The sequence below is a fragment of the Phytoactinopolyspora limicola genome (genome assembly GCF_011320225.1).
In the GTDB taxonomy this organism is placed as follows: domain Bacteria; phylum Actinomycetota; class Actinomycetes; order Jiangellales; family Jiangellaceae; genus Phytoactinopolyspora; species Phytoactinopolyspora limicola.
Genome location: NZ_JAAOEN010000003.1, coordinates 24,123 through 45,647, shown reverse-complemented (window position 1 = coordinate 45,647; position 21,525 = coordinate 24,123). Strand labels below are relative to the sequence as shown.

Sequence of the window (21,525 nt, the reverse complement as noted above, 5' to 3'; positions counted from 1 at the left end):
CCCCCTGACAGGAGGATCATCAGGCCGCTAAAACGAATATCCGTTCTTTTAACTTGCCACACACCGGCGCCGCTCGGCAACTTCACACCCACCTAATCGCCCGGCCTCGCCAGCGCGGACAGCGCCCTGGCGTAGACCACTGGTTCGATGTCGCCCAGCAACAGCCGTTGCAACATGTATCCAACCACCACTGACAACAAGACCTTCGCGACATCGACGGGGTCCCGGTCGGCGGCGATTCGGCCGGCCCGTTGCTCGGCCGCCACCAGGCCGGCGATCAGCTCATGGATCCGCCGGTAGCGCTCCCCCAGCACGTCGCGCAGCGCCTCGTCCCGCATCGCCTCGGCCCATACCTGCGGCGCCAGGCGGCCGAATCCCTCGTCACCGAACGCGACCTGGCTGGCCGAGACCAGTCCCCGCTCGATGGCCTCCTCCCAGGTGGGTAGCGGCTCCGCCGCCATGATCGGCTCGAGGAGCCGGACGATCTCGGCTACGACGTCGCCCGCGATAGCGCCGATGATGTCGTTCTTGCTCTTGAAGTACCCGTACACCGACCCGGCCGACAGTCCGGACTCGGCGAAGATGTCGGCCATGGAGGTTTGGTGGAACCCCTCACGGACGAAGCAACGGCGCGCGGCACCCAGGATCTGTTGACGACGTAAGTCGCTATGCTCTTGCGACACCCGAGGCATACCTCGAACCGTAAAACGGACGTTCCTTCTTTACAAGGAGGCGGCGTCGACAAGTACAAGGGGATGTGGCAAATTAAGAGAACGAGGGTTCGTTTTGGGCCGAGATGACACCATAAGGAGTGATAGCGCGGTGGCCGATCCGGCGAGCCAGCCCCCTACCAGCGCGATGGTCACCGGGGCGACGTCAGGCATCGGGCTGGCATTCGCCCAGCATCTCGCCCGACGAGGATACGACATCGTGCTCGTCGCCCGCGACGAAGCGCGGCTGCACCAGACCGCCGACACCATCACCGCCGAGACCGGCCGGCGCACCACCATCCTCCGCGCCGACCTCGCCCAAGCCGCCGACGTCCAGCGCGTCGCCGACCGCCTGGCCGCCGTCGACGAGCCCATCGGGATACTCGTCAACAACGCCGGCATGGCCGTACGCCAGCGCTTGACCGACCCCGACCCGGACCCGTTCGACACCGCCCTCGACGTCATGTGCCGCGCCGTCCTCGTTCTGGGCGGGGCCGCCGCGCGCGCCATGCTCCCCCGTGGCCGCGGGGCCATCATCAACGTGTCCAGCACCGCCGGATACATGACCATGGGTATGTACTCCGCCATCAAGGCCTGGGTCACTGTCTACACCGAGAGCCTCGCCGTTGAGCTGCGCGGCACCGGTGTTCAGGCCACCGCTCTGTGCCCAGGCTGGGTCCACACCGAGTTCCATCAGCGCGCCGGCATCTCCACCTCGTCTATCCCCTCGTGGTTGTGGACCGACACCGACGACGTCGTCACCACCTGCCTGCGCGATGTCGCCCGCGGCAAGGTCGTCTCCATCCCTTCCGCCCGGTACCGTGCACTGATGTGGGCGGTCCGACACCTACCCCGAGGCGCCGTCCGCTCCGTATCGGGGAGAATCACATCTCGACGGGGGACTCCAGATCCAGGGGACGAGGAGGTCCGGTGATTCTCAAGATGGTCCCGCGGGGTACGCGCGCAGCGTCCAAGGAGAAGCGCTACCGGCGCTTCACCTCCCGTGGCCTGGCCGTGCCACGGTTCATCCTCCAGCGCATGATGCTCAAACCCCTGGTGTGGACCCTCACCACGGTCGAGGTCCGCGCCTACACCGACCTCGACCACGTCACGCGCCCGTTCATCGTCGCCGCCAACCACGCCAGCCACCTCGACGCCCCGCTCATCATCGGCGCGCTGCCACGCCGGTTGACGCGTTACCTCGCCACCGGCGCCGCGGCCGACTACTTCTTCGAGGTGCGCTGGCGCAAATGGCTGACGTCGCTGGTCTTCAACACCTTCCCCGTCGACCGCACGGGTACCCGGGTGCACTCCGGCGTATCCAAGAAACTCCTCCAGCGCGGCGTCCCGCTGCTGATCTTCCCCGAGGGTGGACGCTCCCCGAGCGGCACCATCGGCCCGTTCAAACCCGGCGCGGCCGCCCTCGCCATCGCCTGCGACGTTCCGTGCCTTCCGGTCGCCCTCGTTGGTGCCTACGAAGCCATGCCGCGCGGCAAGAACTGGCCGGTGCGGGGCCGGCCGCACGTCATCGTCGCCATCGGCACCCCCCTGCGGCCCGAACCCGACGAGTCCCCCACGGCGTTCACCGAACGTCTGGCCGACGAAGTGCGGCGACTATATGACAAGAACAGCTCGGACGGCGCCCGCCCGAACGGCCCCGCCGGCGATCCAAGGGAGATGTCATGACCCACGTCAAACACATGAAGTGGTGGGGATGGGGCGACGACGGCGTCAGCTTCGAGCACCACAACAAACCTGAGTTCGCGCCGTTCGTGCAGGCGGCTATCGGCCTCGACGTCTCGGCACCCCCGGCGCCTCCGCAGTCGTTCGAGTCGCTCGACGTCCCGCCCTCGCGGCTCCACGACAGCCTGCGGGAGCAGCTCACCGACATCGTCGGCGCCGAGCACGTCCACGTCGACGACATGCGCCGCGTCGTGCACACCTACGGCAAGAGCATCCGCGACCTCCTACGGGTGCGCTCCGGCGCCATCGAACGCTGTCCCGACGTCGTCGTGTACCCCGCCGACGAAGCCCAGGTGCGGGCGCTCGTACGAGCCGCCGTCGACGCCGACGCCGTCCTCATTCCCTTCGGCGGCGGCACCAACATCTCCGGCAGCCTCGAACCCGCCACCGACGAACAGCGGGTCGTCATCTCCCTCGACCTCGGCCGGCTCGACCAACTACTCGACGTCGACGACGCCTCCGGCCTGGCCCGCATCCAAGCCGGCGCCCAAGGCCCTGACCTCGAACGCGCCCTGGCCGCACGCGGCTGGACTCTCGGCCACTTCCCTGACAGCTTCGCTCACTCCACCCTGGGCGGCTGGATCGCCACCCGCTCCTCGGGTATGCAGTCCGACAAATACGGCGACATCGCCGACATCGTCCGTGGCGTGCGGCTGGCCCGGCCGGACGGCGTCGTCAACATCCGGGCCATCCCCAGCGCGTCCACCGGTCCCAGCGTGCGCGAGATGATCGTTGGGAGTGAAGGCCGGCTCGGCGTGATCACCGAGGCCACCGTGCAGGTGCACCGCATCCCACCGGTCCGCCAGATCCTGGGGTATCTCTTCCCGAGCTGGGACGCCGGCCTCGCCGCCATGCGCGACATCGCCGCCAGCGACGCCAGCCCGTCGGTCACCCGGGTGTCCGATGCCCCGGAGAGCGCGTTCTCCTTCGCCACCCGCACCCCCAGCTCCGGCCTGAAGTCGCTGGGCACCAAGGCACTCACCACGTTCCTGCGCAAACGTGGCTGGGATCTGTCCCAGATGTGCCTGTCGTTCATCGGCTACGAAGGCAGCGCCGCACACGTGCGGTACGAGAAGCGGCTGGTCCGGCGGATCGTCCGCCGGCACGGCGGGGTCTACGTCGGTGAAGGGCCCGGGGCGTTGTACGACCAGAAGAAGTTCGACACCCCGTACATCCGCGACTTCCTGCTCGACCGTGGCGCCGCCGCCGACGTCTCCGAGACCGCTGCCCCCTGGTCCGCCCTACGTCCGCTGTACGACACCACGATGGCGGCCGCCCGCCGCGCCTATGACGACCTCGGGGTGCAGGGCTGGATCATGTGCCACCTGTCGCACTCCTACCACAGCGGAGCATGCCTGTACTTCACCTTCGCCTTCGTCCACGGCGACGAACCCATCAAGCAATACGACCACGTCAAATCGGCGATCCAGCAGTCGTTCATCGACGCCGGTGGAACGTTGTCCCATCACCACGCGGTCGGGGTCGAACACGCACCGTGGCTGGCCCAGGACATCTCTCCCGAAGGGGTGGCGCTCATGCGTGGCCTGCTCGACAGCGCCGATCCGAACGGCAACTTCAACCCGGACAAGATCATCCCGACCGCGGGCCCCTGACCTGCCCGCGGCACGTCGCCGCCCGAGCACCATCACCTCACCCGGAGGATCCGTGGCCACCGCACGTTCACCACGCCCGCTCACCGACCTCGCCGTCGGTGACATCGTGGCTGAGCGTACGTACCAGCTCACCAGGGACAACCTCATCCGCTACGCCGGGGCGTCCGGCGACTTCAACCCCATCCACTGGAGTCAACGGGTCGCGGTGGCGGTTGGTATGCCCGATGTCATCGGGCACGGAATGCTCACCATGGCGCTGGGTAGCCGCCTGCTCACCGACTGGCTGCGGGACCCGGGCGCCGTCGTCGAATACGGCGTCCGGTTCTCCCAGCCCGTTGTCGTTCCGGACGACGACACCGGCGTCAGCATCGCCATGACGGCGACCATCGCGGCCCTGCCCGACCACGGCGTCGTCGAGATCGCGCTGGAAGCCAGGGCCGGCGATAGCCGGGTGCTCACCAGAGCCCGAGCCCTCGTACGTCTCCCCCACCCCCGGTGACGGGAGTCACGGACACCGTGGCACCGGTGTGCTCCACGACGTGTTGGACCGACTGGACACGTAGTAGTCGCTCACCCAACGGCCGTCGCGGAGTTTGTTCCACACCGACGTCGTGCCGACCTTGTTACCCGGGGCTTGGCACATGACGTAGGCCAGCGAGCCACGGGGTAACGGATTCCCCTTCGTCGGATACGACGATCCCGGCCCGGTCCGTGCGTTCAGTGCCACGTTCGCCGTGACCTGGCCCGGATACATACACCGCGGCAGGCCGGACGTGAAACCCGTCGTCGACGGTGTCGACACGTAGCGGTCGGTTACCCACGCTCCGGTGCTCAGCCGATTCCACACCTTCGTCGACCCCACCTGCTGGCCCGTCGTCTGACACACCACCGACAACGTGCTGCCCGGCTGGTACGTCCGTACCAGTGCGTACGACGTGGCTGGACCGGTGCGAGCGTTCAACGGCGTACCGCTCGTCACGGTGTACCGGCGGGCCACCGTGGCCACCGGCGCCTTGATCACGTCGCTGTCGATGTTGATGGTGACGCCACCCCACGTCTCGTCGTGGTCGCCGCGGTACTGCTTCGCCCGCTGCCAGATCGCCCAGTGGTTGTTCGGGGAGGTCGGCCAGCCGGTCAGGGATCGATTGCCGTCCCACCGGGCCATCCACACCGCGTCCGGCCGGGCGTACGTCGTGGAATCGTAGCTGGCCGACAGGTCCCGCAGGCCGGAGTCCTGGTGGACATAGACGCCGGCCAGGTAGCCGGCCTCATGGAGTGTCTTCGTCCACGCCGACACGTAACGGCGCACCGAGGTCCGGCAGGACGTGTCGGCGCGGTTGTAATGCTCGACGTCGGCGTACAACGCGCTCCCGGGCAAGAGGCCCAGGTCCTTCGCCCGCGCCACGGCGTCTTTCGCATCGGACGTGCCACGGGCGGTCGCGTTCGACGCGGTATACCGGTTCGGCTTGTTGCCGTACATACACGATGGCTGGTAACCGAAGTACGTCGGCAGCAATCGCCAGCCTTGGGCGGTCGCCTGCCGCACCCACGACGCGGTGAGGTTCGGTTGGGTACACCCACGGTTGTTGCCACCGAAATAGATATTGACCGCCCGGTACGGCGAGGCACTCTTCCACGCCCGCAACGCGTCCAGCGACGGCGCGGTACACGTGTCGAACGCCAGCCGGTCGGCCCGCGTGGCCGACGCCCCCGTGGGGTAGCGCACCGGCGTGTCCGGCTCAGCCGACGCGGTGACGCCGAGGCCAACCAGCAGCACGCCGCTCGCCGCGGTAGCGAGGAGCATCCGGAGGGCCTTGCCGGTCCGCCCTGCCGCCTGATGCCTGGCCCGTGGGCGCCCGACCGTCCTGCCGCTCGCCGTCGACGTGGTCATGGCGTGCCTTCCTCTAGGCGGCCTGCCGGCCCCAACCCACCATCAGTGTCCGCCCGAGACACCTCTGTGGCTAGGGCCGAAAGTCCCCTGTCGGCCCGGGTGCGGCGGCTGTTGCCCAGGTATCGGCGAAAAAGTGTTACCGACCCGACGCGCCACTGCGTTGATGCGGCGCCAGTCCTCGCTCGGCGGCCACGCCGAAGTAGTCGCCGCCCTTCTTCTTGCGGTCGTCGGTACCCCACGCCCGATTCCGCGGCACCGGCACCAGACGCGGGACGTGTTTGGAGCAATGGATGTACGCCTCGTGCACGTCGACCACCACCCACCGCTCCGGCTGGCGACCCGGTATGTCGACGGCGACGTGCTCGGTCGGGTATCGCTGCTCGAACTCGTCGGCGGCCAGCAACGCCGCCGCACCGTTGACATGCAAACCCACGAGGTCCTGCACGAAGTCCATGAACAGAAGCCCGACGTGAGCGTTCTCGGTGATGTTGCCCGTGCTGGCCAGCACGCCGTTGCCGCGATACTCGGGCCAGCTGATCGTCCGCGGGTCGAGGATCCGCACGAAACCCGCGGGGCCGGCCCGGAAAGTGACGTCGCATTCCCCCTGGCCGTCGGCCGTGCCGACGAATACCATCTCCATCCGCGCGATGAACTCCTGCATCTCCTCGTTGAGCTGCGTGGACATCTGCTCCCGATAGAAACGATCAGCCCGATCGCGGCTGCCTGAGGCTTCCTGGAGAGCGTGCTCTCCAACCGAGCCCGGACGTCCGGCGTCGTCGGCTCCATGCGGATATGTCATGATCACGAACCTCCCTGCGCCCCACCAAGCGACCCACCGTTCCCCGCCATCGTAGTGTGCCGGACATATCGGCGCCGTCCGCCACATCCGGGCACACCGGACACCCCACGCCGGCGCACCTCGATGGTCGGGTGCATCAGGAGTGGACGCCGGCCGAAGTACGCCTCGACGGGTGCTCCCAACCCCGCGCCGTGCTGGTGAGGTCACCGAAACCGGCGGCCCGTAGCGTAGCGAGTTCGTCGTCGTGCTCGGCCCAGGCGTAGGCCAGGACACGTGCCACCCCCGCTAGGCGCAGCCACTGCGCCGCCGTCCCGATCAGCCAGCCGGCGACACCGTCGTGCCGGTGTGGTTCAGCGACGTGAAGATCGCAGATGTCGGCCCACGCGCCGAAGCGGACCAGCCGCCCGGCGTGGTCCAGGTTGGTGTCCACTTCGATGTACCCGACGAACCGGCCTTCTCGGGTAGCGGTGATCCGAGTGCCGAGCGGACCGACCGCCCGCCTGCTCACCAGGCCGGACAGCGGAGCTGCGGGAACCCGCAGGTCGTCGATGGTGGCGAGGAGCACGACCTCGGTGTGCCCGTTGTGGACGAATCCGGCCCGCTCATAGCTGGAACGCACGTGTGGCCACTGCTCAGGTACGCCGTACACACCGGGCGCGGGCAGGGCACCGTCGGCGTACCAGCGACGGGCCGCCCACCTGTCCATCTGTCTCAGGCAGGCGGCAAGCAGGGTGTCGGCCGCGTTGGTATACCGGTGCTTCGACGGCGTCTCCGGCCAGAACAGCATCCAGTTGATCTCGGCGGCGTCACGATACTCGGCACCGACGTCGTCGCCCGGACCGTACCGGGTCAGGTGTGCTGCCGCGACGACGCGACGATCTTGCTCGGCGACGAGGGTGACCCGCTGGTTGACCCATGGGTCGACGACGAACTCGCCGGGTTCGCGTTCGAGCTGGCTCAGCACCGCGTTGACCGGTACCGACGCACCCGGGACAACCGCTTGGACGTGTGCGTTGACCAAGGCGGTGAGTTGATCGCGGTCTTCACGCCGAAACGGGCGTACGTGGATCGTAGACATGGATGACCTCCACCAGTGCCTCACCGGCACACAAAGAATAGGGAGGCCGCCACCTGTGCGGTACAGGCACCGACGATATCAGAGCGCCTCTACACCGGCGGGTCAGCCAGAGTGGTGTGGTATCCGCTCAGCGCCGATCCGTTCGATGCGCTGACTGCCCCACTCTCCCAGGGGCCCTAACGCGTCGTTCAACGCCCGGCCATGGTCGGTCAACGAGTACTCCACGCGCGGCGGAACCTCGGCGTAGACCTGCCGGTAGACGATGCCGTCCTGCTCCAGCTCCCGCAGCTGCTGAATGAGCACCTTCTCCGACACCCCTGGTAAACCCCGACGGAGTTCGCCGAAGCGGCGTATCCCGCTGTTGTGCAGCTCCCAGAGGATGAGTGCTTTCCATTTGCCGCCCACCACGTCCATGGCGGCGTCGATCCCACAGAAGTATGGCCCGTCTCTCATCTCGCCTCCGGCGAACCTAGCTGACCTGCTGACAAACCAGAAGGTAAGTACCCCACATTATAGTAGGTACTTGCCGCTCAGGCGGTATCCGGCAACCATGACGGTATGGCACCAGAACAGCACACGTCACCTGCGACCAAGACCGCCACCGGGGTCAACACCATCGCCAGCGGCTCTGCGGCTACCAACACCGACCTCCCTGCGATCACCGTCCTCGGTTTAGGGGCCATGGGGCAGGCGCTCGCCCGCACGTTCCTCCAAGGCGGACACCCCACCACCGTCTGGAACCGCACGCCGGGCCGCGCAACGTCACTCGTCGCGGCCGGAGCCATCCACGCGCAGCAGCCTCAGGAGGCCATGGCGTCCGCTGATCTCGTGATCGTGTGCCTGCTCGACCACTCGTCCGTCCACGACGTGTTGGACCCCATCGCCGCTGGCCTGACCGGCCGCGTTCTGGTGAACCTCACCAGCACCACACCGACGGAATCGCGCGAGCTGGCCGCCTGGGCGACACCCCACGGCGCCGGGTACCTCGATGGCGGCATCATGGCTGTCCCCGACATGATCGGCCAGCCGGACGCATCGATTCTCTACAGCGGCGACCGCACGGTGTTCGACACCCACCGCCAGACGTTGGAGCTACTCGGCACGGCCGACTACGTCGGCGCCGACCCTGGCGTCGCGGCGTTGCAAGACTTCGCCTTGCTCGCCGGCATGTACCTCATGTTCGCCGGATTCTTCCAAGGCGCCGCCATGGTACGCGACGCAGGGATATCGGCCGAGGATTTCTCCACTCGTGCGGTCCCGTGGCTGACCGCCATGGCCCAGCAGCTACCGGCCTTCGCCGGCCCGATCGACCGCGGCGACTACCACGCCGCCGGGCAGGACCTCAACTTCACCAAGTCCGCCGTCGACGCCATCCACCGGGCCGGCCAGGACGCCGGGGTCAGCCCAGTGCTGCTGAACGCGGTGAAGGCGCTGGTCGACCAGCAGGTGGCGGCTGGTTTCGGTACTGCCGCCACGGAACGCATCATCGAAGGGCTCCGGGAGTCAGGCGCTGCTCGGAGCGTCGCCTGACCCCCGCGTGCCGGCTGCCTGAAGCTCAGCACCTCAGCAATAGGGTGGTGCGGCACCAACATTGGACACGTAGCGGGCCGCCACCCACTGGCCGCCGCCGTCTCCGACCAACTGGTACCAGCGCGGGTTGCCGTCGACCTTCTTGCTGTCGACCTTGCACACCAGCACCAACTCGATGCCGCGCGGCGCCGAACTGGTCTTCGCGTTCGACGTGTGCGGCCCGGTGCGCACGTTCAGGGTCGAGGGCAGCACCTTGCCGACGTAGGTTTTGCCCTTGCCGCAGAAGTGCGGCGCGGCCCCCACGTTGGACACGTACCGGGCGGTGACCCACTTCCCACTCGACAGCTTGTACCAGAGGTCGTTGCCACCAACCGAGGGCCCGAAGACCTTACATTGGATCTTCACCTTGGCCCCGCGGGCGAGCGACCCCACCTTGGGTGCTGCCGACGTCGGCGCCGCACGCACGTTCAACGACGTCGACGCGACGACCTTTCCGTCGTACGAGCCACTGGACGCATGAGCCGCGGGTGCCGCGGCCATCAAGCCCAGTGGAACGATGGTGGCGAGGCCGATCGCCACCGCGGCCCGGCGGGCGCGATGCTTGATGGTCATGGTGACCTCCTGGGGTCGCCGGCCGGGTGACCTGGCCGGGCTTGGGTTCTTGACCACCATGACGCGCGACGGCCGATCCCGGTTGCCTACCGGGCTGCGCCTCGTCCTGCCCTATATCCCGCTTGTTCCGTCGTCGATGCCACGGACGCTGAGCAGGTCGAACCGCACCTGTCCTTCGTTGGTGGTCTCCGCATCGAGGATCTTGTCTTCGACGACCGGAACAACCATCACATCGACGTAGACCGTCACGTCGGCAGCCTCGACGACGTGGTCGCTCGGGGCCGGGCCGGCCGACAAGGCGGCGACCACCTCCACCGAACCGTTCTCCGCCGCCGCCGACGAGATCCGCAGGCCGGCCCCCTCCGACACGTCGGGCCGCGCCGTGAGCGCCCGAATCGCCGTGACCGCCTCGTCTGTCAGAGTCAGCATCATCGTCTGCTCGCTTCCCTCGTTTTGGCACGCCCCGGGGTTACGAGGCGCCACTCGTCACCGGTACCCACCTCGGTGCGCTCTACGCCTACCCGGCACCTACGTTTGTTTGTGATCTGGCAACACGGGTAGAGGCTCTGGTGGGAGGGGCACCAAAACCGGGGCGATCGTCGCGGGATTGGTGGCCGTCCCGGCGTTTGTCGTGGTTGAGCAGGCAGCTACGTCCACTCGAATGTTGAGTAGGTGTTGGGTTATGCCTGGTCAGAGTGACCTACAGAATGTCAAGGAGCGCAATCACGACTCGCAGGATCGGTGGGAGTTGACCCATCGGCTACTGAGCGAGGCTGCCGCGTGCATCGACCCCGACGAGCGTCGTCGGTTGCAGGACGAGGCGATTCTGGTCAACCGTCGATGGGCGGAGTCGATCGCTCGGCGGTACGCCAACCGTTCGGTTGAGTTGTCCGACGTGATTCAGGTGGCACAGCTGGGCCTGGTGAATGCGGTCCGGCGATATTCCCCGGACCGTGGTGTCGACTTCGCATCGTTCGCCGTCCCTACCATCTCCGGTGAGATCAAACGGTATTTCCGCGACCACGGCTGGACGATCCGCCCACCGCGCCGGATTCAAGACCTGCACCGCCAGATCACCGCCACCAGCTCCGAGCTGTCCCAGGAACTGGGACATACGCCGACAACCACGGAGATCGCCGATGAGCTGGGGATCCCCGTCGACGAGGTCGACGAAGCCGTGTCGTGCCGCAGTTGCTACACACCGGCGTCCATCGACGCGCCCAGCCGGACCGACGACGGTGTCCGGCTGTCCGACACGCTGGGTGAGACCGACGGCGGGTTCGCCCGGTCGGAGGCCCGGGTCGCTTTGGCGCCGTTGTGCCGGGAGTTGCCCGAACGAGACCGCCAGATCCTCCTCCTGCGGTTCTTCCGGGGGTGGACACAACAGCACATCGCCCAGGAGATCGGCGTGACCCAGATGCAGGTCTCACGGCTACTCACCCGCATTCTCCTGACCTTGCGACACAAACTCGAGGGTGTCGAACAGATCCGCTGAGCAACCACCGGGCCCAGCGCCGCCGCCGTTGAACCGGCCATGACTTCCATTCGGAGCGGCCCAAGATGAGGTGAGCCGCCGGGTCTATTCTAGTGCTAGAATAGACCCGTGGCCGACACACTCACCGACGCCGAACTGACCATCCTGGGCCTCGTCGCCGAACACCCCCGGCATGGCTACGAGCTGGAAGCCGTCATCGAGGCACGCGGCATCCGGGAGTGGACGGCGTTGGGTTTCTCGTCCATCTACTACGTTCTCAACCGGTTGGCGTCACGAGGACTGGTTTCCAGCCAGTCCCCCGCTGGTGGCGGCAAGGGCCGACGCACCTACGCGGTCACCACCGCCGGTGCCGACAGGCTGGCGGCTGCTACCCGCGCAGCGCTCGCCGAACTCCGGCCGGCACACCCGTCGGTGCTCGTCGGCCTCGCCAACAGTCCAGCGCTACCGACCCCGGAGGTCGTCGCCGCGTTGCGCGAGCGGCGTGCTCGACTCAGCGAGCAACTCACCACCGTGCTGACAGCGCGGGCCACGCAGGAGATGGTCCCTCCATTCGTCGCCGCCATCTTCCATTACAGCCAGGCACATATGGAGACCGAACTGGCCTGGCTCGACACCACTATCCGCACCTTGGAAGGAACCATGGACAAGTTCGACGTCAAGAAAGACCGCAAGGACCTCTACGCCCCACACGCCCGCGACTTCCAACTCGTCGAGGTCCCCGAGATGGCCTTTCTGATGGTCGACGGCGACGGCGATCCCAACACGTCGGAGTTGTACCGGGAAGCCGTCGAGGCACTCTACGCCGTGGCGTACACGCTGAAATTCGCCAGCAAGAACCAGCTCGGCCGCGACTACGTCGTCGCCCCACTCGAAGGGCTCTGGTGGGCTGAGGACTACGCGGTCTTCAAGAGCCGCGACAAAAACAAGTGGCAATGGACGATGATGATCAACCAGCCCGAATGGATCACCCAGTCCATGGTGGACGACGCCATCCAGACCACGGCCAGCAAGAAGGATCTACCGGCACTCGGACGGCTGCGTTTCGAGCGCTACACCGAAGGCCCGGCCGCGCAGATCATGCACATCGGTCCGTACGACGACGAGGCCGCCACCCTGCAGCGCCTGCACGACGACTACCTGCCCGCGAACGGCCTCACGCTGCGTGGCCGGCACCACGAGATCTACCTCGGTGATCCCCGCAAAACCGAACCCGCCAAACTCAAGACCATCCTGCGACAACCCGTCGCCCGGCTCTGAGGCTCCGCACCCGACCAACCCGCATGCCACTTCCTGGCTTTCTATGGCGCATAGAGCCCTCTGCGGAGCATCTATCCGTCATTTGAAGCCAGCAAGTCAGCTGCGCCAGCATCGGGTGGTGTTCTGGATGACCGCGCTGTACGACGGCGTCGGACGGACCAAACGCTACGCGGGGCGGATGTCCCTGCGCGTCAGCCCCCAGTTGCCCACCATGAGCAGGACACCAACCATCACCAGTGCGAGCACCGCGCCCCCGATGGGGACCCCGTGTTGCACCGGGCCATCCCCGAGCAACCAGTACCACGGCGATACCACTTCGACGGGTTCAAGTGGCTCACTGAGTGGCAGCAGCGAGCGCAGGACATAACCGGCCCCGGCCACGCCACCAGCGATGCCGAGTGCCTGGTTGCGCGGGGCACCCAGGCCTGCTGCACAGTAGTACACCGCCCCATGGAGTATCGCCAGCAGGACAACAGCTGCTGTCGCACCCATTGTCCGCGCCAGTGAAGCGTCGAGATCCAAGGCCGGCATGGCAACAAGGAGCCCAAGGACGACGACCACTCCAAGCCCCACCAGCCACCCTGCGGCGACGATGAAGCGGCGGACCATCAGCCCCGCGCGGGTGACGGGCAACGACAACTCCACCTCGAGCCGGCCGGCATCCTCGTCTCCAGCCGTCAGGCCGTTGGCCCATGCGACGGCCACACAGATCAGCAGGAGCGGCAGAACGAGGGAGAACAAGTTGGAGTCCAGGAAGCCGGCCGGATCGCCGAGGTCGGACAGGCCAAACGCACGGGTGACGGCCGTAGGTAAGTCGTCGGTCAACACGCCGGTCTCGGAGTCCCGGAACCCGGGCCAGGCCGCCATCACGCTGAAGATGAGGGCGAGCAGGACTCCCGCCCAGATCAGCGCCCCACGGCGCAAGCGTCTGTGTGCGTGGACCACGACCTCTTTGCCGCCGATCACGTGTCCGCTCCATTCGGCTGCTCGGGTGAACCCGAGGTGTCGTATAGGTCCAAGAAAGCGTCCTCGATTTCACGCTGAGGAGCGGTGATCGCCTCGACACGGTGCCGGGCCAGGACGTCGAGCACCGGATGTACCGGGCCGGTGATGCGGCAGGTGACGGTGGCTCCGTCGACGGTGACGTCGGTTACCGCGGCCAGTCCTTCGAGCTCCGCGACCGGAGGCGCACCGTTGAACGTCGCGGTCAACTTCTGCAGCGCCTGCCGCTGAAGTTCGGGCACGGCTCCGTCGAGCACCATCTGCCCAGCACGGAGCACCACCACCCGGTCCGCCAGCCGTTCGACCTCCGACAACACATGTGAGGAGAGCAGAACGGTTCGACCCTCGGCCCTCACCTCGTCCACCATGCTCAAGAATTCTTGTTGCATCAGCGGGTCGAGGCCGCTGGTCGGCTCGTCGAGTACGAGGAGTTCCGGGCGAGACATGAAGGCGCCGACCAATCCGACCTTCCGTCGATTGCCCGTCGACAAGGTGCGGACCGGGCGATCGAGCGCGAGCCCGAGACGATCGACGAGCGCGTCTCGGTAGGTGGCGTCGACACTCGTGGGGCCACGCAGCCGAGCCCAGTGCTCCAACTGCTCACCGGACGTCAGCTTTTCATCCAGGCGCAGCTCGCCCGGTAGGTAGCCGACCCGCATGCGCACGTCGGCGTTGCGCGGCGATGCCGGATCGACCCCGAACAGGGCTAGGCTCCCGGACGTCGGGCGCGCAAGCCCCATGATCATTCTGATCGTCGTCGTCTTGCCTGCGCCATTGGGGCCGAGATAACCGAAGACGATCCCGGCGGGAATGTCCAGATCGAGGCGGTCGACCGCGGTGAGACTCTCGAATCTCTTGGTGACGCCCACGCATGAGACGACCGGGACGGCGCTCATGGTGTTTCCTCCTCTGCGTGATGTGCCCATCTCCTGGCTTCCCAGCGCTTCCACACCTCGGCGAACTCCCATTCCATCCAGACGTAGGGATCCCGGGCCGCGCACAACCGTCGGGCCCGGGGATTGTCGTGACCCACCAGCGCTATTCCTTCGTCGAAGAGCTCCCGCAGCTCCGTGGTGCTGGCAAGCTGGCGTCGGATCAGCTGAGCCCACTGAGCACAGTTGATCCCGTACACCGCGGCGCGGTCATCGCGGCGGGTCCACCGGTGCAGCCACCCCGCCTCGACCAGCTGCCGGGTGCTGATGCTGATGGCAGCGCGGCTGGCGCTCACCTCGGCCGCAAGCTCCTTGGCCGTGCGATATGGCGGTTCGCACACCAGGAGATGTCCGACGATTCGTCCAGCGATCGGCGTGAGCCCATGATGAGCGAGCCGATCGCAGATGGTGTCCACCCAGGCCGCCACCCGTTTCTCGTCAGGGTGTCTTTGCAGGTCATTCGGCTCGCTGTGGTCAATCATGAGAATGCACCCACATTCCGGTGGCTGCCAGGTCTCGTCCACCGCGGGCCCGGTACCACTGGTGAGGCCCAGGTGCGGGGACGTCATGAGCCCGTCCAGATCGGGTCTCGTCGTTCCAGGAAGGCCTGCGAACCCTCCCGCGCGTCCCGCGAGCCACGCACACGATCGACGAACGGGCGCTGGCGGGCGAATTCCTCGCCCCGCGGCCACCGGTAGGCTTCGGTCACGACCTGCTTGGCGGTCCGCACGGCCAACGGCGCCGCCGCCGCTATCCGCCTGGCGAGTTCGATCGCGGCGTCCCGCGCCTTGCCTGGTTCACACAACTGGTTGACCAATCCGTACCTCTCGGCGCGCGCGGCGGTGAGTGGCTCGCCGGTGAGTATGACCTCCATGGCGACGTGGTGTGGCAACCGGCCTGGCAGGCGGAACAGCCCTCCGGCCGCCGGGATCAGACCGCGACGTACTTCCGGTAGGCAGAGCCGCGCGTTACTGGCGGCGACGACGAGATCGCAACAGAGGAGCAGTTCCAGCCCACCGCCGTACGCCCCGCCTTCGACGGCGGCCACCAGCGGCTTGTCCGACGGCGATTCGGCCAGGCCGGCGAATCCCCGTCCCGGTACCGAACCTCCACGGCCTGCCACGAGCTCGGCCAGGTCCATCCCGGCCGAGAACCAAGAACCAGATCCCGTCAGAACACCGGCCCGCAGATGTGGATCGGCGTCCAGAAGGTCCACTCCCCTGGCGATCGCTTCCGCGGTGGCTACGTCGATGGCGTTGCGCCGCTCCGGCCGATCGATCGTCACCACCAGGATGTGGTCGATGCACTCGAGGCTCACGCTGTCGACCATCGGTTGTGGCAGCTCCCTGGCTGTGTGGGATGACGGAACAACACCTAGACCGGTGAAGCCACGGCGCTACAACGCACAGCCGGCTCCCCCTTGTGCACCACGAGCGCCTTCACGGCTCGCGACTCACACTAATCTCCGGCAGGAACGGGGACATCGGCCTTGAAGTACTCAAGCGCGCACCGAATAGGTACCCGCGGTACCAGCAGGTGGACCAGTGGTCTCGATCTGCTCCTCGCCGCACCCGGACAAACCGGTACTAATGGTCCCTCACGCCATCGAGAAGGGGTACTCCTCGGCCCTCGCCGATCCGCCCGCCATGCGGTGGAGTTAGGAACCGCAAGCACAGAAGGGGAATACCGGCATATAGGGGACATCATGGTGGGGCGCAATCATGCACAAGCGGCCGCATTTCGCGATGTCGTCATCAGTGGGCTCGGATTCATCTTGCCGCACGCGGACACCCCGGACGACGTCTGGCACCACCTCGGCAGCGGGCTATCCCAACTGAGCCAGCTGCCAGCGACCTTGCGTGGCCAGACCGGAGTCCACAGCGCAGGGCGAATCCACGTCTTCCACCACCAGCGCTACGTGCCCGGGCTGCCCGACGGCTTCGCGAAACGGTACAGCCGTGACATCTTGATCGTGCTGTCCGCCGTACGGAACGCCGCCCTGGACGCCGGGCTCGACCACATCACCCCTGACCGCACCGGAGTGGTCGCCTCCAGCGCCCGCGGGCCCGTCGAGTGGTGGTCACAGACGGCCTCGGGCCGGACGTTCAACCCCGACGTGCCACCGATCTCCGTGACCCAGTCCATCTTCGCGTCCCTGCCGGGGACACCCGCGGCATTGAGCGCCGTGCAGCTGGGCGCCCGCGGCCTGGTCACTACGATCGCCAACGCCTGCGTAGGCGGACACCAGGCGCTAGGCATCGCCGCCCACGAGCTCCAGGAGAGCCGCGCCGACGTCATGTTCGTCGTCGGCCACGAGCTCCCGCTCGTTCCCGAACTGTTGCAGCTGTACTCCTCACCCGGCAGCAGCGTTTTGACTCGGGAGACCGAGCCGCAACGGGCCATCCGACCGTACGACGTCCATCGCGACGGATTTGCGCTGGGCGAAGGTGCCGTGGTGATGGTGCTAGAGCGGGCGCCTCACGCACTCGCCCGAGGCGCGCGGCCATATGCGTCGCTACGTGCCTACCACAGCATCAACGAGGCTGCTCACGCCACTCGGATGGACCTCTCGGGCCGGACATCGGCCACCATGATGAACCAGGCGCTCGACGCGACCGGCCGGGCTCCGCACGATCTCGACTACATCTGTGGCCATGGCACCGCTACGCGATACAACGACGTCGCCGAGAGCCGTGCGCTGTCACACCTCTTCGGGCCACGGCGCTCTACCTGGGCGCCCCTAGGCTCCATCAAGCCGATCTACGGGCATCTCCTCGGGGCGGCCGGACTGATGAACTGCGCCGCCATCGCGCTGATGCTTCGCCACCAGTGCCTGGCCCCGACCATCAACTGCGAGATCGCCGAACCTGAATGTGATCATGACCACGTCACCGAAGGGCCCCGTCCGGGAAAGGTTCAGCTGGCGTTGTCCCTGTCCTTCGCCATCGGCAGCCAGAGCTCGGCCGTGGTCCTCGAGGCCGCGGCATGACCGGCGGGCGACGTAGCCACGCTGGGCCCCGCGACGTGGCGGGCGGTACCGGATGACCACTCCAGCGCCTGGCATTCGTCTCGCTCGCAACGTCGACGAGTTGTGTGCTGACCACCTGACCTCGGGTCTGCATCTGCATGTCGCATCGACCATGTCGCGCCCCAACGCCCTCGTCCTGGCCGTAGCCCGGAGCTTCGCAAGACGCGGAACGTTCGAGGTCAGCGTCAACGCGATGCACGCATCCATGCATGCCCTGGTCATGGCCGGCGTCATCTCGAGGGCGGTGACCTGCTTCGCCGGCGACACGGTGCCATCCGCGCGGCCCAATCCCCTCTACGCGCGGCTTCCCGAGGGAGTACCGTTCCCCGTCGAGGAGTGGAGCCTGTTGTCTCTCCTTCAGCGGCTCGTGGCCGGGGCCACCCAGACACCAGGCGCCGTCACCGGCTCGCTCGTCGGCTCGTCGCTTCCGACCGGACGCGCCGCCCCGCTCCCCGTCGTGTCCACCGACACGAGCGGCGCCCGCCCGGCCGTCCTGGTCCCGCCGCTCACCCCAGACGTCACCCTGCTCCATGCCCACTACGCCGACCAGCTCGGGAATCTCTACCTGAGCGGCCCGGCCGGTGAAGGCTGGTGGGGCGCCCTGGCCGCCCGGCAAGGCGTGCTCGCGACCGTGGAGGCGGTATGCGACCAGGCACCTCCCGGGGCCGTCACCGTGGTGCCGGCCGAGCGTGTCCTGGGTGTCGCCGTTTGTCCGTTCGGTGCACATCCCCAGGGTCTGTCGCCAATGCCCGGCACGGACGTCGTTGGTTACCTGGACGACTACGCCTTTCTCACCGACCTCGCGGCCGCCTGCGTCCACCCGGCCACCTGCCGGGAGTGGTTTCGGCAATGGGTCTCCGGATCTGGAGGCCACGATGGCTATCTCGACCGGCTCGGCCCGACCAGGCTCGCCGCGTTGACCGTCGACGTGCCGGCCGCGACGCTTGCCTCGCCGCCGGCGGCCGTACGCGCCCGAGGCCCGACCAAGGTGGCTTCAGGCGCCGCCTCAGACCGGGAATGGCACGTCGTCATGGCCGCCCGAGCGATCGCCAGGGCCGTCGAGAGCCGTGGGTATCGAACCGTGCTCGCTGGTCTTGGAGTCTCCCACCTCGCGTGCTGGCTAGCGGCGCACCAGCTCGAGACATCCGGGGTGCATGTCGACCTGGTGAACGAGCTCGGCATGATCGACTTCACGCCGGAGCCGGGAGACACCTTTCTCTTCTCCCAGCGGCACGTCGCCCGAGCCCGTCTGCTGGCTGGCACTCTCGACGTGCTCGGCGGCCTGGTCGCGGGCGACCGCGGGCGCACCCTCGGCGTCCTGTCGGCGGCTCAGATCGACGTGCTCGGCAACGTCAACACCAGCCGGACGTCCAGCGGTGCTTTCCTCGTCGGCTCGGGCGGCGCCAACGACGTGGCGAGCCATGTCGACACCATGATCGTGGCACCTGCCTCACCCGCCCGGTACGTGCCGGCCGTCGACTTCATCACCTCACCCGGACGGACTGTGCGCTGGGTCGTCGCCGACTTTGGCGAGTTCGAGCGGGACGGCGGCACGGAGCCATTCACGCTCACGACCTGGTTCCCCGCGCCGCGGGTCGCCGGCCTGGCACCGGTCGACGCCGTGGCACAACTCACCGCGTGGGGCTCCGGGGTCGCGCGACGCCTGCGCCACGAGCCGCCGCTCACCACCCCCGAGCTGGCACTGCTGCGATCCATCGACCCCGAGGGGGTCTACCGATGACGACACGGACAGGTCAGGTCTCGCCCGCAGTTGGCACATCGGCCCGGCCGGGAGTCCTGATGGTCCTCGACGGGATCGGACATGACTTCCCGGGCGAGCCGATCGAGAACGGCTATTTCTCCCGAGAGCTCGGGCTCGACGTCGACGACGACTGGATCGTTCGCAACACCGGGGTGCACACTCGGCACTGGCTCCCCGATGGCGAGCGGCATGTCGACACCGCGGAGCGTGCGGTGTGGATGGCCCTGGACGACGCGGGCGTCGAGCCTTCCAGCATCGACGCCATCATCGGCACCAGTGCGACGTCGAGGCCGCGCGTCAACCCGACGAGTCCGGGCAACAACTACATGGACGTGGCGTTGCCGGTACAACGCCGTATTGGTGCGGGGACGGCGATGTGCCTGGATGTGATGGGGGTGGCCTGCGCCGGGTTCATGCATGCGAGCCTGGTGGCTCGTGGTCTCATCGCCACCGCTCAAGCACGCAACGTGCTCGTCGTCTGCGCCGAGAACCCCCGGCCGATTCTGAACTTCTCCTTTCGCAACTCGGTGCTCTTCGGAGGGGGCGCCGCAGCCGCTGTGTGGCGTGCCGACGTCGCACTCCAAGAGCCCGGCCAGCTGTCAGACGGCCTACACGCCTTGACCTTGTCCTCCGACGCGACCCACTACGACGCGTTCGACATCGACTCGCAGGACAAGATGCTGATGAAAGGGCGGCTCGTGGGCGACGTCGCCCCCGGCATGCTCATCGACGCGGCACGCCGGGTGCTGGGCAACACTGGCCTGAGGCCGCAGAACGTCGATTGGATAGTGCCGCACCAGGGAAATCTCAATCTCATCCGCCAGGTGCAGGAAGGGCTCGGGATCACCGAGGACCCACGGGTTCTTCTCAACATCGACCGCCGCGGCAACACGTCGAGCGTCAGCGTGCCCGGCTGCCTATCGGAATACGTCCACGGCGGTCGCGTGCAACGCGGCGACCGCATCCTCAGCATGGCCATCGGGCGGGGATTCAGCTGGGGGGCGATGCTCTTCAGCTACGGCCGCCCGCGAGGAGGCGACCATGAGTAGGTCCACCACAGCGGCGCTCTCTTACCCGCAGCGGGGCCCCGGCAGCACGCCCCGGTGGATCGCCGCGGGCCTGGCGATTACCGGCTTCGGCCACTACTACCCCGAGCGCCTCGTCCGAAACGACGTCCACTCATATCGGCGACCGGGCAACGTCGTCGACACCGCCGTCCTCGGCCGGGTGACCGTCAGCTCGCGCCACGTCGCCGGTGATCACGAGAGCGTCGCGTTCATGGCCAGCCATGCGGCCCGCGCGGCCCTCGGCCATGCCGGGCTGGCCGCCGACGACCTCGACCTTCTCGTCGTCAGCAACTGGACGGACCCGCCCTACCTGCCCGATCACGCACCGCAGGTCGCCGAACTGCTCGGTGCCACGTCGGCGTTCGCCTTCGATGTTTCGGCGGCCTGTGTGGGTTTCGTTCATGGTGTCCAACTGGCCGCTGCCTCTCTGGTTGCGATGCCCGAGCTCCGATACGCCGTCGTCGTGTCCTCCGAACGGTTCAGCCGACGGGCACGTCCAGGCAGTAAGAGCGAGCTCATCTGCGGCGACGCAGCTGGCGCGGTTGTGCTCGAGCGCACAGCCAGCGGCCGCGGCGGACTGCTCGACTCGATCGTTCGCAGCGACGGGAGCCGCGCGGACCTGGTGACCGTGCGGACCCCGGACGCGTGGATCACCAGCCGCGCGGAGCTGGCCGACCATGCGGCGGCTGACATGGTGGATGCCTGCCGTCACGTCCTGGAACGCTCCGGATACACCGTCGACGACGTCGACTGGGTGGTTCCACATCCGGGAACCGACGCCGTCAACGAGAGACTGCGCGACAAGCTCGGGGTAGCGGACGAGCGCTTCTTGGTCAACTTCCATGACCGTGGCAACACCGCGAGCGCCTCGATACCGGTGGTGCTGTCGGAGTTCAGCGATGCCGGCATGTTCCGCCCAGAGGACCTCGTCCTCAGCCCGGCCATCGGCGCCGGCTGGTACCACGGTGCCCTCCTGTTCCGCCTGTGACGAGAAGACACGACAACC

The 21,525-nt window shown here is 67.4% G+C and carries 22 protein-coding genes; 11 read left to right on the top strand and 11 right to left on the bottom strand.

Annotated elements, in window-relative coordinates; genetic code table 11:
• Window positions 1–92 precede the first annotated feature (92 nt).
• Entirely contained in the window at window positions 93–692 is a 600-nt protein-coding gene (locus G8760_RS09215; RefSeq protein WP_166350167.1) for a TetR/AcrR family transcriptional regulator, read from the bottom strand.
• A 130-nt stretch (window positions 693–822) separates the two neighbouring features.
• Between G8760_RS09215 and G8760_RS09210 the strand changes: the two genes are divergently transcribed.
• From G8760_RS09210 to G8760_RS09195, 4 genes are read left to right on the top strand one after another with little or no spacing between them, the layout of a single operon-like run.
• Window positions 823–1,644: an SDR family NAD(P)-dependent oxidoreductase gene (locus G8760_RS09210; protein ID WP_207782190.1), complete on the top strand. Its 822-nt coding sequence runs from the start codon at window positions 823–825 to the stop codon at window positions 1,642–1,644.
• Window positions 1,641–2,396: a lysophospholipid acyltransferase family protein gene (locus tag G8760_RS09205; RefSeq protein WP_207782189.1), complete on the top strand. Its 756-nt coding sequence runs from the start codon at window positions 1,641–1,643 to the stop codon at window positions 2,394–2,396. Before G8760_RS09210 ends, G8760_RS09205 begins: the two co-directional genes overlap by 4 nt.
• Window positions 2,393–4,066: an FAD-binding oxidoreductase gene (locus G8760_RS09200; protein WP_166350165.1), complete on the top strand. Its 1,674-nt coding sequence runs from the start codon at window positions 2,393–2,395 to the stop codon at window positions 4,064–4,066. The genes G8760_RS09205 and G8760_RS09200 overlap by 4 nt, the downstream gene beginning before the upstream one ends.
• 52 nt (window positions 4,067–4,118) lie before the next feature.
• Window positions 4,119–4,565 (top strand): MaoC family dehydratase, encoded by a 447-nt coding sequence (locus G8760_RS09195; protein WP_166350163.1) that lies wholly within the window; start codon window positions 4,119–4,121, stop codon window positions 4,563–4,565.
• A gap of 6 nt (window positions 4,566–4,571) precedes the next feature.
• Here the strand turns inward: G8760_RS09195 and G8760_RS09190 are convergent, their stop codons facing one another.
• The 4 genes from G8760_RS09190 to G8760_RS09175 form a co-directional block, all read right to left on the bottom strand.
• The gene (locus G8760_RS09190; RefSeq protein ID WP_166350161.1) at window positions 4,572–5,957 is read right to left on the bottom strand and encodes a glycoside hydrolase domain-containing protein; all 1,386 of its coding nucleotides are present in this window, start codon (window positions 5,955–5,957) and stop codon (window positions 4,572–4,574) included.
• A gap of 136 nt (window positions 5,958–6,093) precedes the next feature.
• The gene (locus tag G8760_RS09185; protein ID WP_166350159.1) at window positions 6,094–6,756 is read right to left on the bottom strand and encodes a pyridoxamine 5'-phosphate oxidase family protein; all 663 of its coding nucleotides are present in this window, start codon (window positions 6,754–6,756) and stop codon (window positions 6,094–6,096) included.
• 136 nt (window positions 6,757–6,892) lie between these two features.
• The gene (locus G8760_RS09180; RefSeq protein WP_166350157.1) at window positions 6,893–7,834 is read right to left on the bottom strand and encodes a GNAT family N-acetyltransferase; all 942 of its coding nucleotides are present in this window, start codon (window positions 7,832–7,834) and stop codon (window positions 6,893–6,895) included.
• A 102-nt stretch (window positions 7,835–7,936) separates the two neighbouring features.
• Entirely contained in the window at window positions 7,937–8,287 is a 351-nt protein-coding gene (locus tag G8760_RS09175; RefSeq protein ID WP_166350155.1) for a winged helix-turn-helix transcriptional regulator, read from the bottom strand.
• A 105-nt stretch (window positions 8,288–8,392) separates the two neighbouring features.
• Between G8760_RS09175 and G8760_RS09170 the strand changes: the two genes are divergently transcribed.
• Window positions 8,393–9,364 (top strand): NAD(P)-dependent oxidoreductase, encoded by a 972-nt coding sequence (locus G8760_RS09170; protein WP_166350153.1) that lies wholly within the window; start codon window positions 8,393–8,395, stop codon window positions 9,362–9,364.
• A 33-nt stretch (window positions 9,365–9,397) separates the two neighbouring features.
• On the opposite strand, the gene G8760_RS09165 is transcribed toward G8760_RS09170, so the two are convergent.
• Window positions 9,398–9,976 (bottom strand): SH3 domain-containing protein, encoded by a 579-nt coding sequence (locus G8760_RS09165; RefSeq protein WP_166350151.1) that lies wholly within the window; start codon window positions 9,974–9,976, stop codon window positions 9,398–9,400.
• A 111-nt stretch (window positions 9,977–10,087) separates the two neighbouring features.
• Window positions 10,088–10,405 (bottom strand): Fe-S cluster assembly protein HesB, encoded by a 318-nt coding sequence (locus G8760_RS09160; RefSeq protein WP_166350149.1) that lies wholly within the window; start codon window positions 10,403–10,405, stop codon window positions 10,088–10,090.
• A gap of 253 nt (window positions 10,406–10,658) precedes the next feature.
• Between G8760_RS09160 and G8760_RS09155 the strand changes: the two genes are divergently transcribed.
• Both G8760_RS09155 and G8760_RS09150 read left to right on the top strand, forming a co-directional pair.
• On the top strand, window positions 10,659–11,471 hold the full coding sequence (locus G8760_RS09155; RefSeq protein WP_166350147.1) for a SigB/SigF/SigG family RNA polymerase sigma factor: 813 nt from the start codon (window positions 10,659–10,661) through the stop codon (window positions 11,469–11,471).
• Between the two features lie 108 nt (window positions 11,472–11,579).
• The gene (locus G8760_RS09150; RefSeq protein WP_166350145.1) at window positions 11,580–12,728 is read left to right on the top strand and encodes a GyrI-like domain-containing protein; all 1,149 of its coding nucleotides are present in this window, start codon (window positions 11,580–11,582) and stop codon (window positions 12,726–12,728) included.
• Between the two features lie 165 nt (window positions 12,729–12,893).
• Here the strand turns inward: G8760_RS09150 and G8760_RS09145 are convergent, their stop codons facing one another.
• The 4 genes from G8760_RS09145 to G8760_RS09130 form a co-directional block, all read right to left on the bottom strand.
• On the bottom strand, window positions 12,894–13,694 hold the full coding sequence (locus G8760_RS09145) for an ABC transporter permease subunit (RefSeq protein ID WP_166350143.1): 801 nt from the start codon (window positions 13,692–13,694) through the stop codon (window positions 12,894–12,896).
• Window positions 13,691–14,626, bottom strand: a complete 936-nt coding sequence (locus G8760_RS09140; protein WP_166350141.1) for an ABC transporter ATP-binding protein — start codon at window positions 14,624–14,626, stop codon at window positions 13,691–13,693. The genes G8760_RS09145 and G8760_RS09140 overlap by 4 nt, the downstream gene beginning before the upstream one ends.
• A complete protein-coding gene (locus tag G8760_RS09135; RefSeq protein WP_166350139.1) occupies window positions 14,623–15,144 on the bottom strand; it encodes a helix-turn-helix domain-containing protein in 522 nt (173 codons plus the stop codon). Before G8760_RS09135 ends, G8760_RS09140 begins: the two co-directional genes overlap by 4 nt.
• An 83-nt stretch (window positions 15,145–15,227) precedes the next feature.
• Window positions 15,228–15,992 (bottom strand): crotonase/enoyl-CoA hydratase family protein, encoded by a 765-nt coding sequence (locus G8760_RS09130; protein ID WP_166350137.1) that lies wholly within the window; start codon window positions 15,990–15,992, stop codon window positions 15,228–15,230.
• Between the two features lie 375 nt (window positions 15,993–16,367).
• Between G8760_RS09130 and G8760_RS09125 the strand changes: the two genes are divergently transcribed.
• Genes G8760_RS09125 through G8760_RS09110 form a run of 4 tightly spaced genes read left to right on the top strand, consistent with a single transcriptional unit; the run spans window position 16,368 to window position 21,507 of the window.
• A complete protein-coding gene (locus tag G8760_RS09125; protein ID WP_166350135.1) occupies window positions 16,368–17,651 on the top strand; it encodes a beta-ketoacyl-[acyl-carrier-protein] synthase family protein in 1,284 nt (427 codons plus the stop codon).
• Window positions 17,652–17,703: 52 nt separating this feature from the next.
• Window positions 17,704–19,431, top strand: a complete 1,728-nt coding sequence (locus tag G8760_RS09120; protein WP_166350133.1) for a CoA-transferase — start codon at window positions 17,704–17,706, stop codon at window positions 19,429–19,431.
• Complete coding sequence (locus G8760_RS09115) at window positions 19,428–20,501, top strand: 3-oxoacyl-ACP synthase III family protein (RefSeq protein WP_207782188.1); 1,074 nt, start codon at window positions 19,428–19,430, stop codon at window positions 20,499–20,501. The genes G8760_RS09120 and G8760_RS09115 overlap by 4 nt, the downstream gene beginning before the upstream one ends.
• The gene (locus tag G8760_RS09110) at window positions 20,494–21,507 is read left to right on the top strand and encodes a ketoacyl-ACP synthase III (protein WP_166350131.1); all 1,014 of its coding nucleotides are present in this window, start codon (window positions 20,494–20,496) and stop codon (window positions 21,505–21,507) included. The genes G8760_RS09115 and G8760_RS09110 overlap by 8 nt, the downstream gene beginning before the upstream one ends.
• The last annotated feature ends 18 nt before the right edge of the window (window positions 21,508–21,525 follow it).

What these genes read in the sequence shown, in the direction of transcription:
- G8760_RS09120 (WP_166350133.1), top strand. Translation starts at nt 17,704, where the DNA reads ATGACCACTCCAGCGCCTGGCATTCGTCTCGCTCGCAACGTCGACGAG.
- G8760_RS09115 (WP_207782188.1), top strand. Translation starts at nt 19,428, where the DNA reads ATGACGACACGGACAGGTCAGGTCTCGCCCGCAGTTGGCACATCGGCC.
- G8760_RS09170 (WP_166350153.1), top strand. Translation starts at nt 8,393, where the DNA reads ATGGCACCAGAACAGCACACGTCACCTGCGACCAAGACCGCCACCGGG.
- G8760_RS09215 (WP_166350167.1), bottom strand. Translation starts at nt 692, where the DNA reads ATGCCTCGGGTGTCGCAAGAGCATAGCGACTTACGTCGTCAACAGATC.
- G8760_RS09190 (WP_166350161.1), bottom strand. Translation starts at nt 5,957, where the DNA reads ATGACCACGTCGACGGCGAGCGGCAGGACGGTCGGGCGCCCACGGGCC.
- G8760_RS09130 (WP_166350137.1), bottom strand. Translation starts at nt 15,992, where the DNA reads ATGGTCGACAGCGTGAGCCTCGAGTGCATCGACCACATCCTGGTGGTG.
- G8760_RS09175 (WP_166350155.1), bottom strand. Translation starts at nt 8,287, where the DNA reads ATGAGAGACGGGCCATACTTCTGTGGGATCGACGCCGCCATGGACGTG.
- G8760_RS09185 (WP_166350159.1), bottom strand. Translation starts at nt 6,756, where the DNA reads ATGACATATCCGCATGGAGCCGACGACGCCGGACGTCCGGGCTCGGTT.
- G8760_RS09160 (WP_166350149.1), bottom strand. Translation starts at nt 10,405, where the DNA reads ATGCTGACTCTGACAGACGAGGCGGTCACGGCGATTCGGGCGCTCACG.
- G8760_RS09125 (WP_166350135.1), top strand. Translation starts at nt 16,368, where the DNA reads ATGGTGGGGCGCAATCATGCACAAGCGGCCGCATTTCGCGATGTCGTC.
- G8760_RS09165 (WP_166350151.1), bottom strand. Translation starts at nt 9,976, where the DNA reads ATGACCATCAAGCATCGCGCCCGCCGGGCCGCGGTGGCGATCGGCCTC.
- G8760_RS09110 (WP_166350131.1), top strand. Translation starts at nt 20,494, where the DNA reads ATGAGTAGGTCCACCACAGCGGCGCTCTCTTACCCGCAGCGGGGCCCC.
- G8760_RS09140 (WP_166350141.1), bottom strand. Translation starts at nt 14,626, where the DNA reads ATGAGCGCCGTCCCGGTCGTCTCATGCGTGGGCGTCACCAAGAGATTC.
- G8760_RS09135 (WP_166350139.1), bottom strand. Translation starts at nt 15,144, where the DNA reads ATGATTGACCACAGCGAGCCGAATGACCTGCAAAGACACCCTGACGAG.
- G8760_RS09180 (WP_166350157.1), bottom strand. Translation starts at nt 7,834, where the DNA reads ATGTCTACGATCCACGTACGCCCGTTTCGGCGTGAAGACCGCGATCAA.
- G8760_RS09155 (WP_166350147.1), top strand. Translation starts at nt 10,659, where the DNA reads ATGCCTGGTCAGAGTGACCTACAGAATGTCAAGGAGCGCAATCACGAC.
- G8760_RS09200 (WP_166350165.1), top strand. Translation starts at nt 2,393, where the DNA reads ATGACCCACGTCAAACACATGAAGTGGTGGGGATGGGGCGACGACGGC.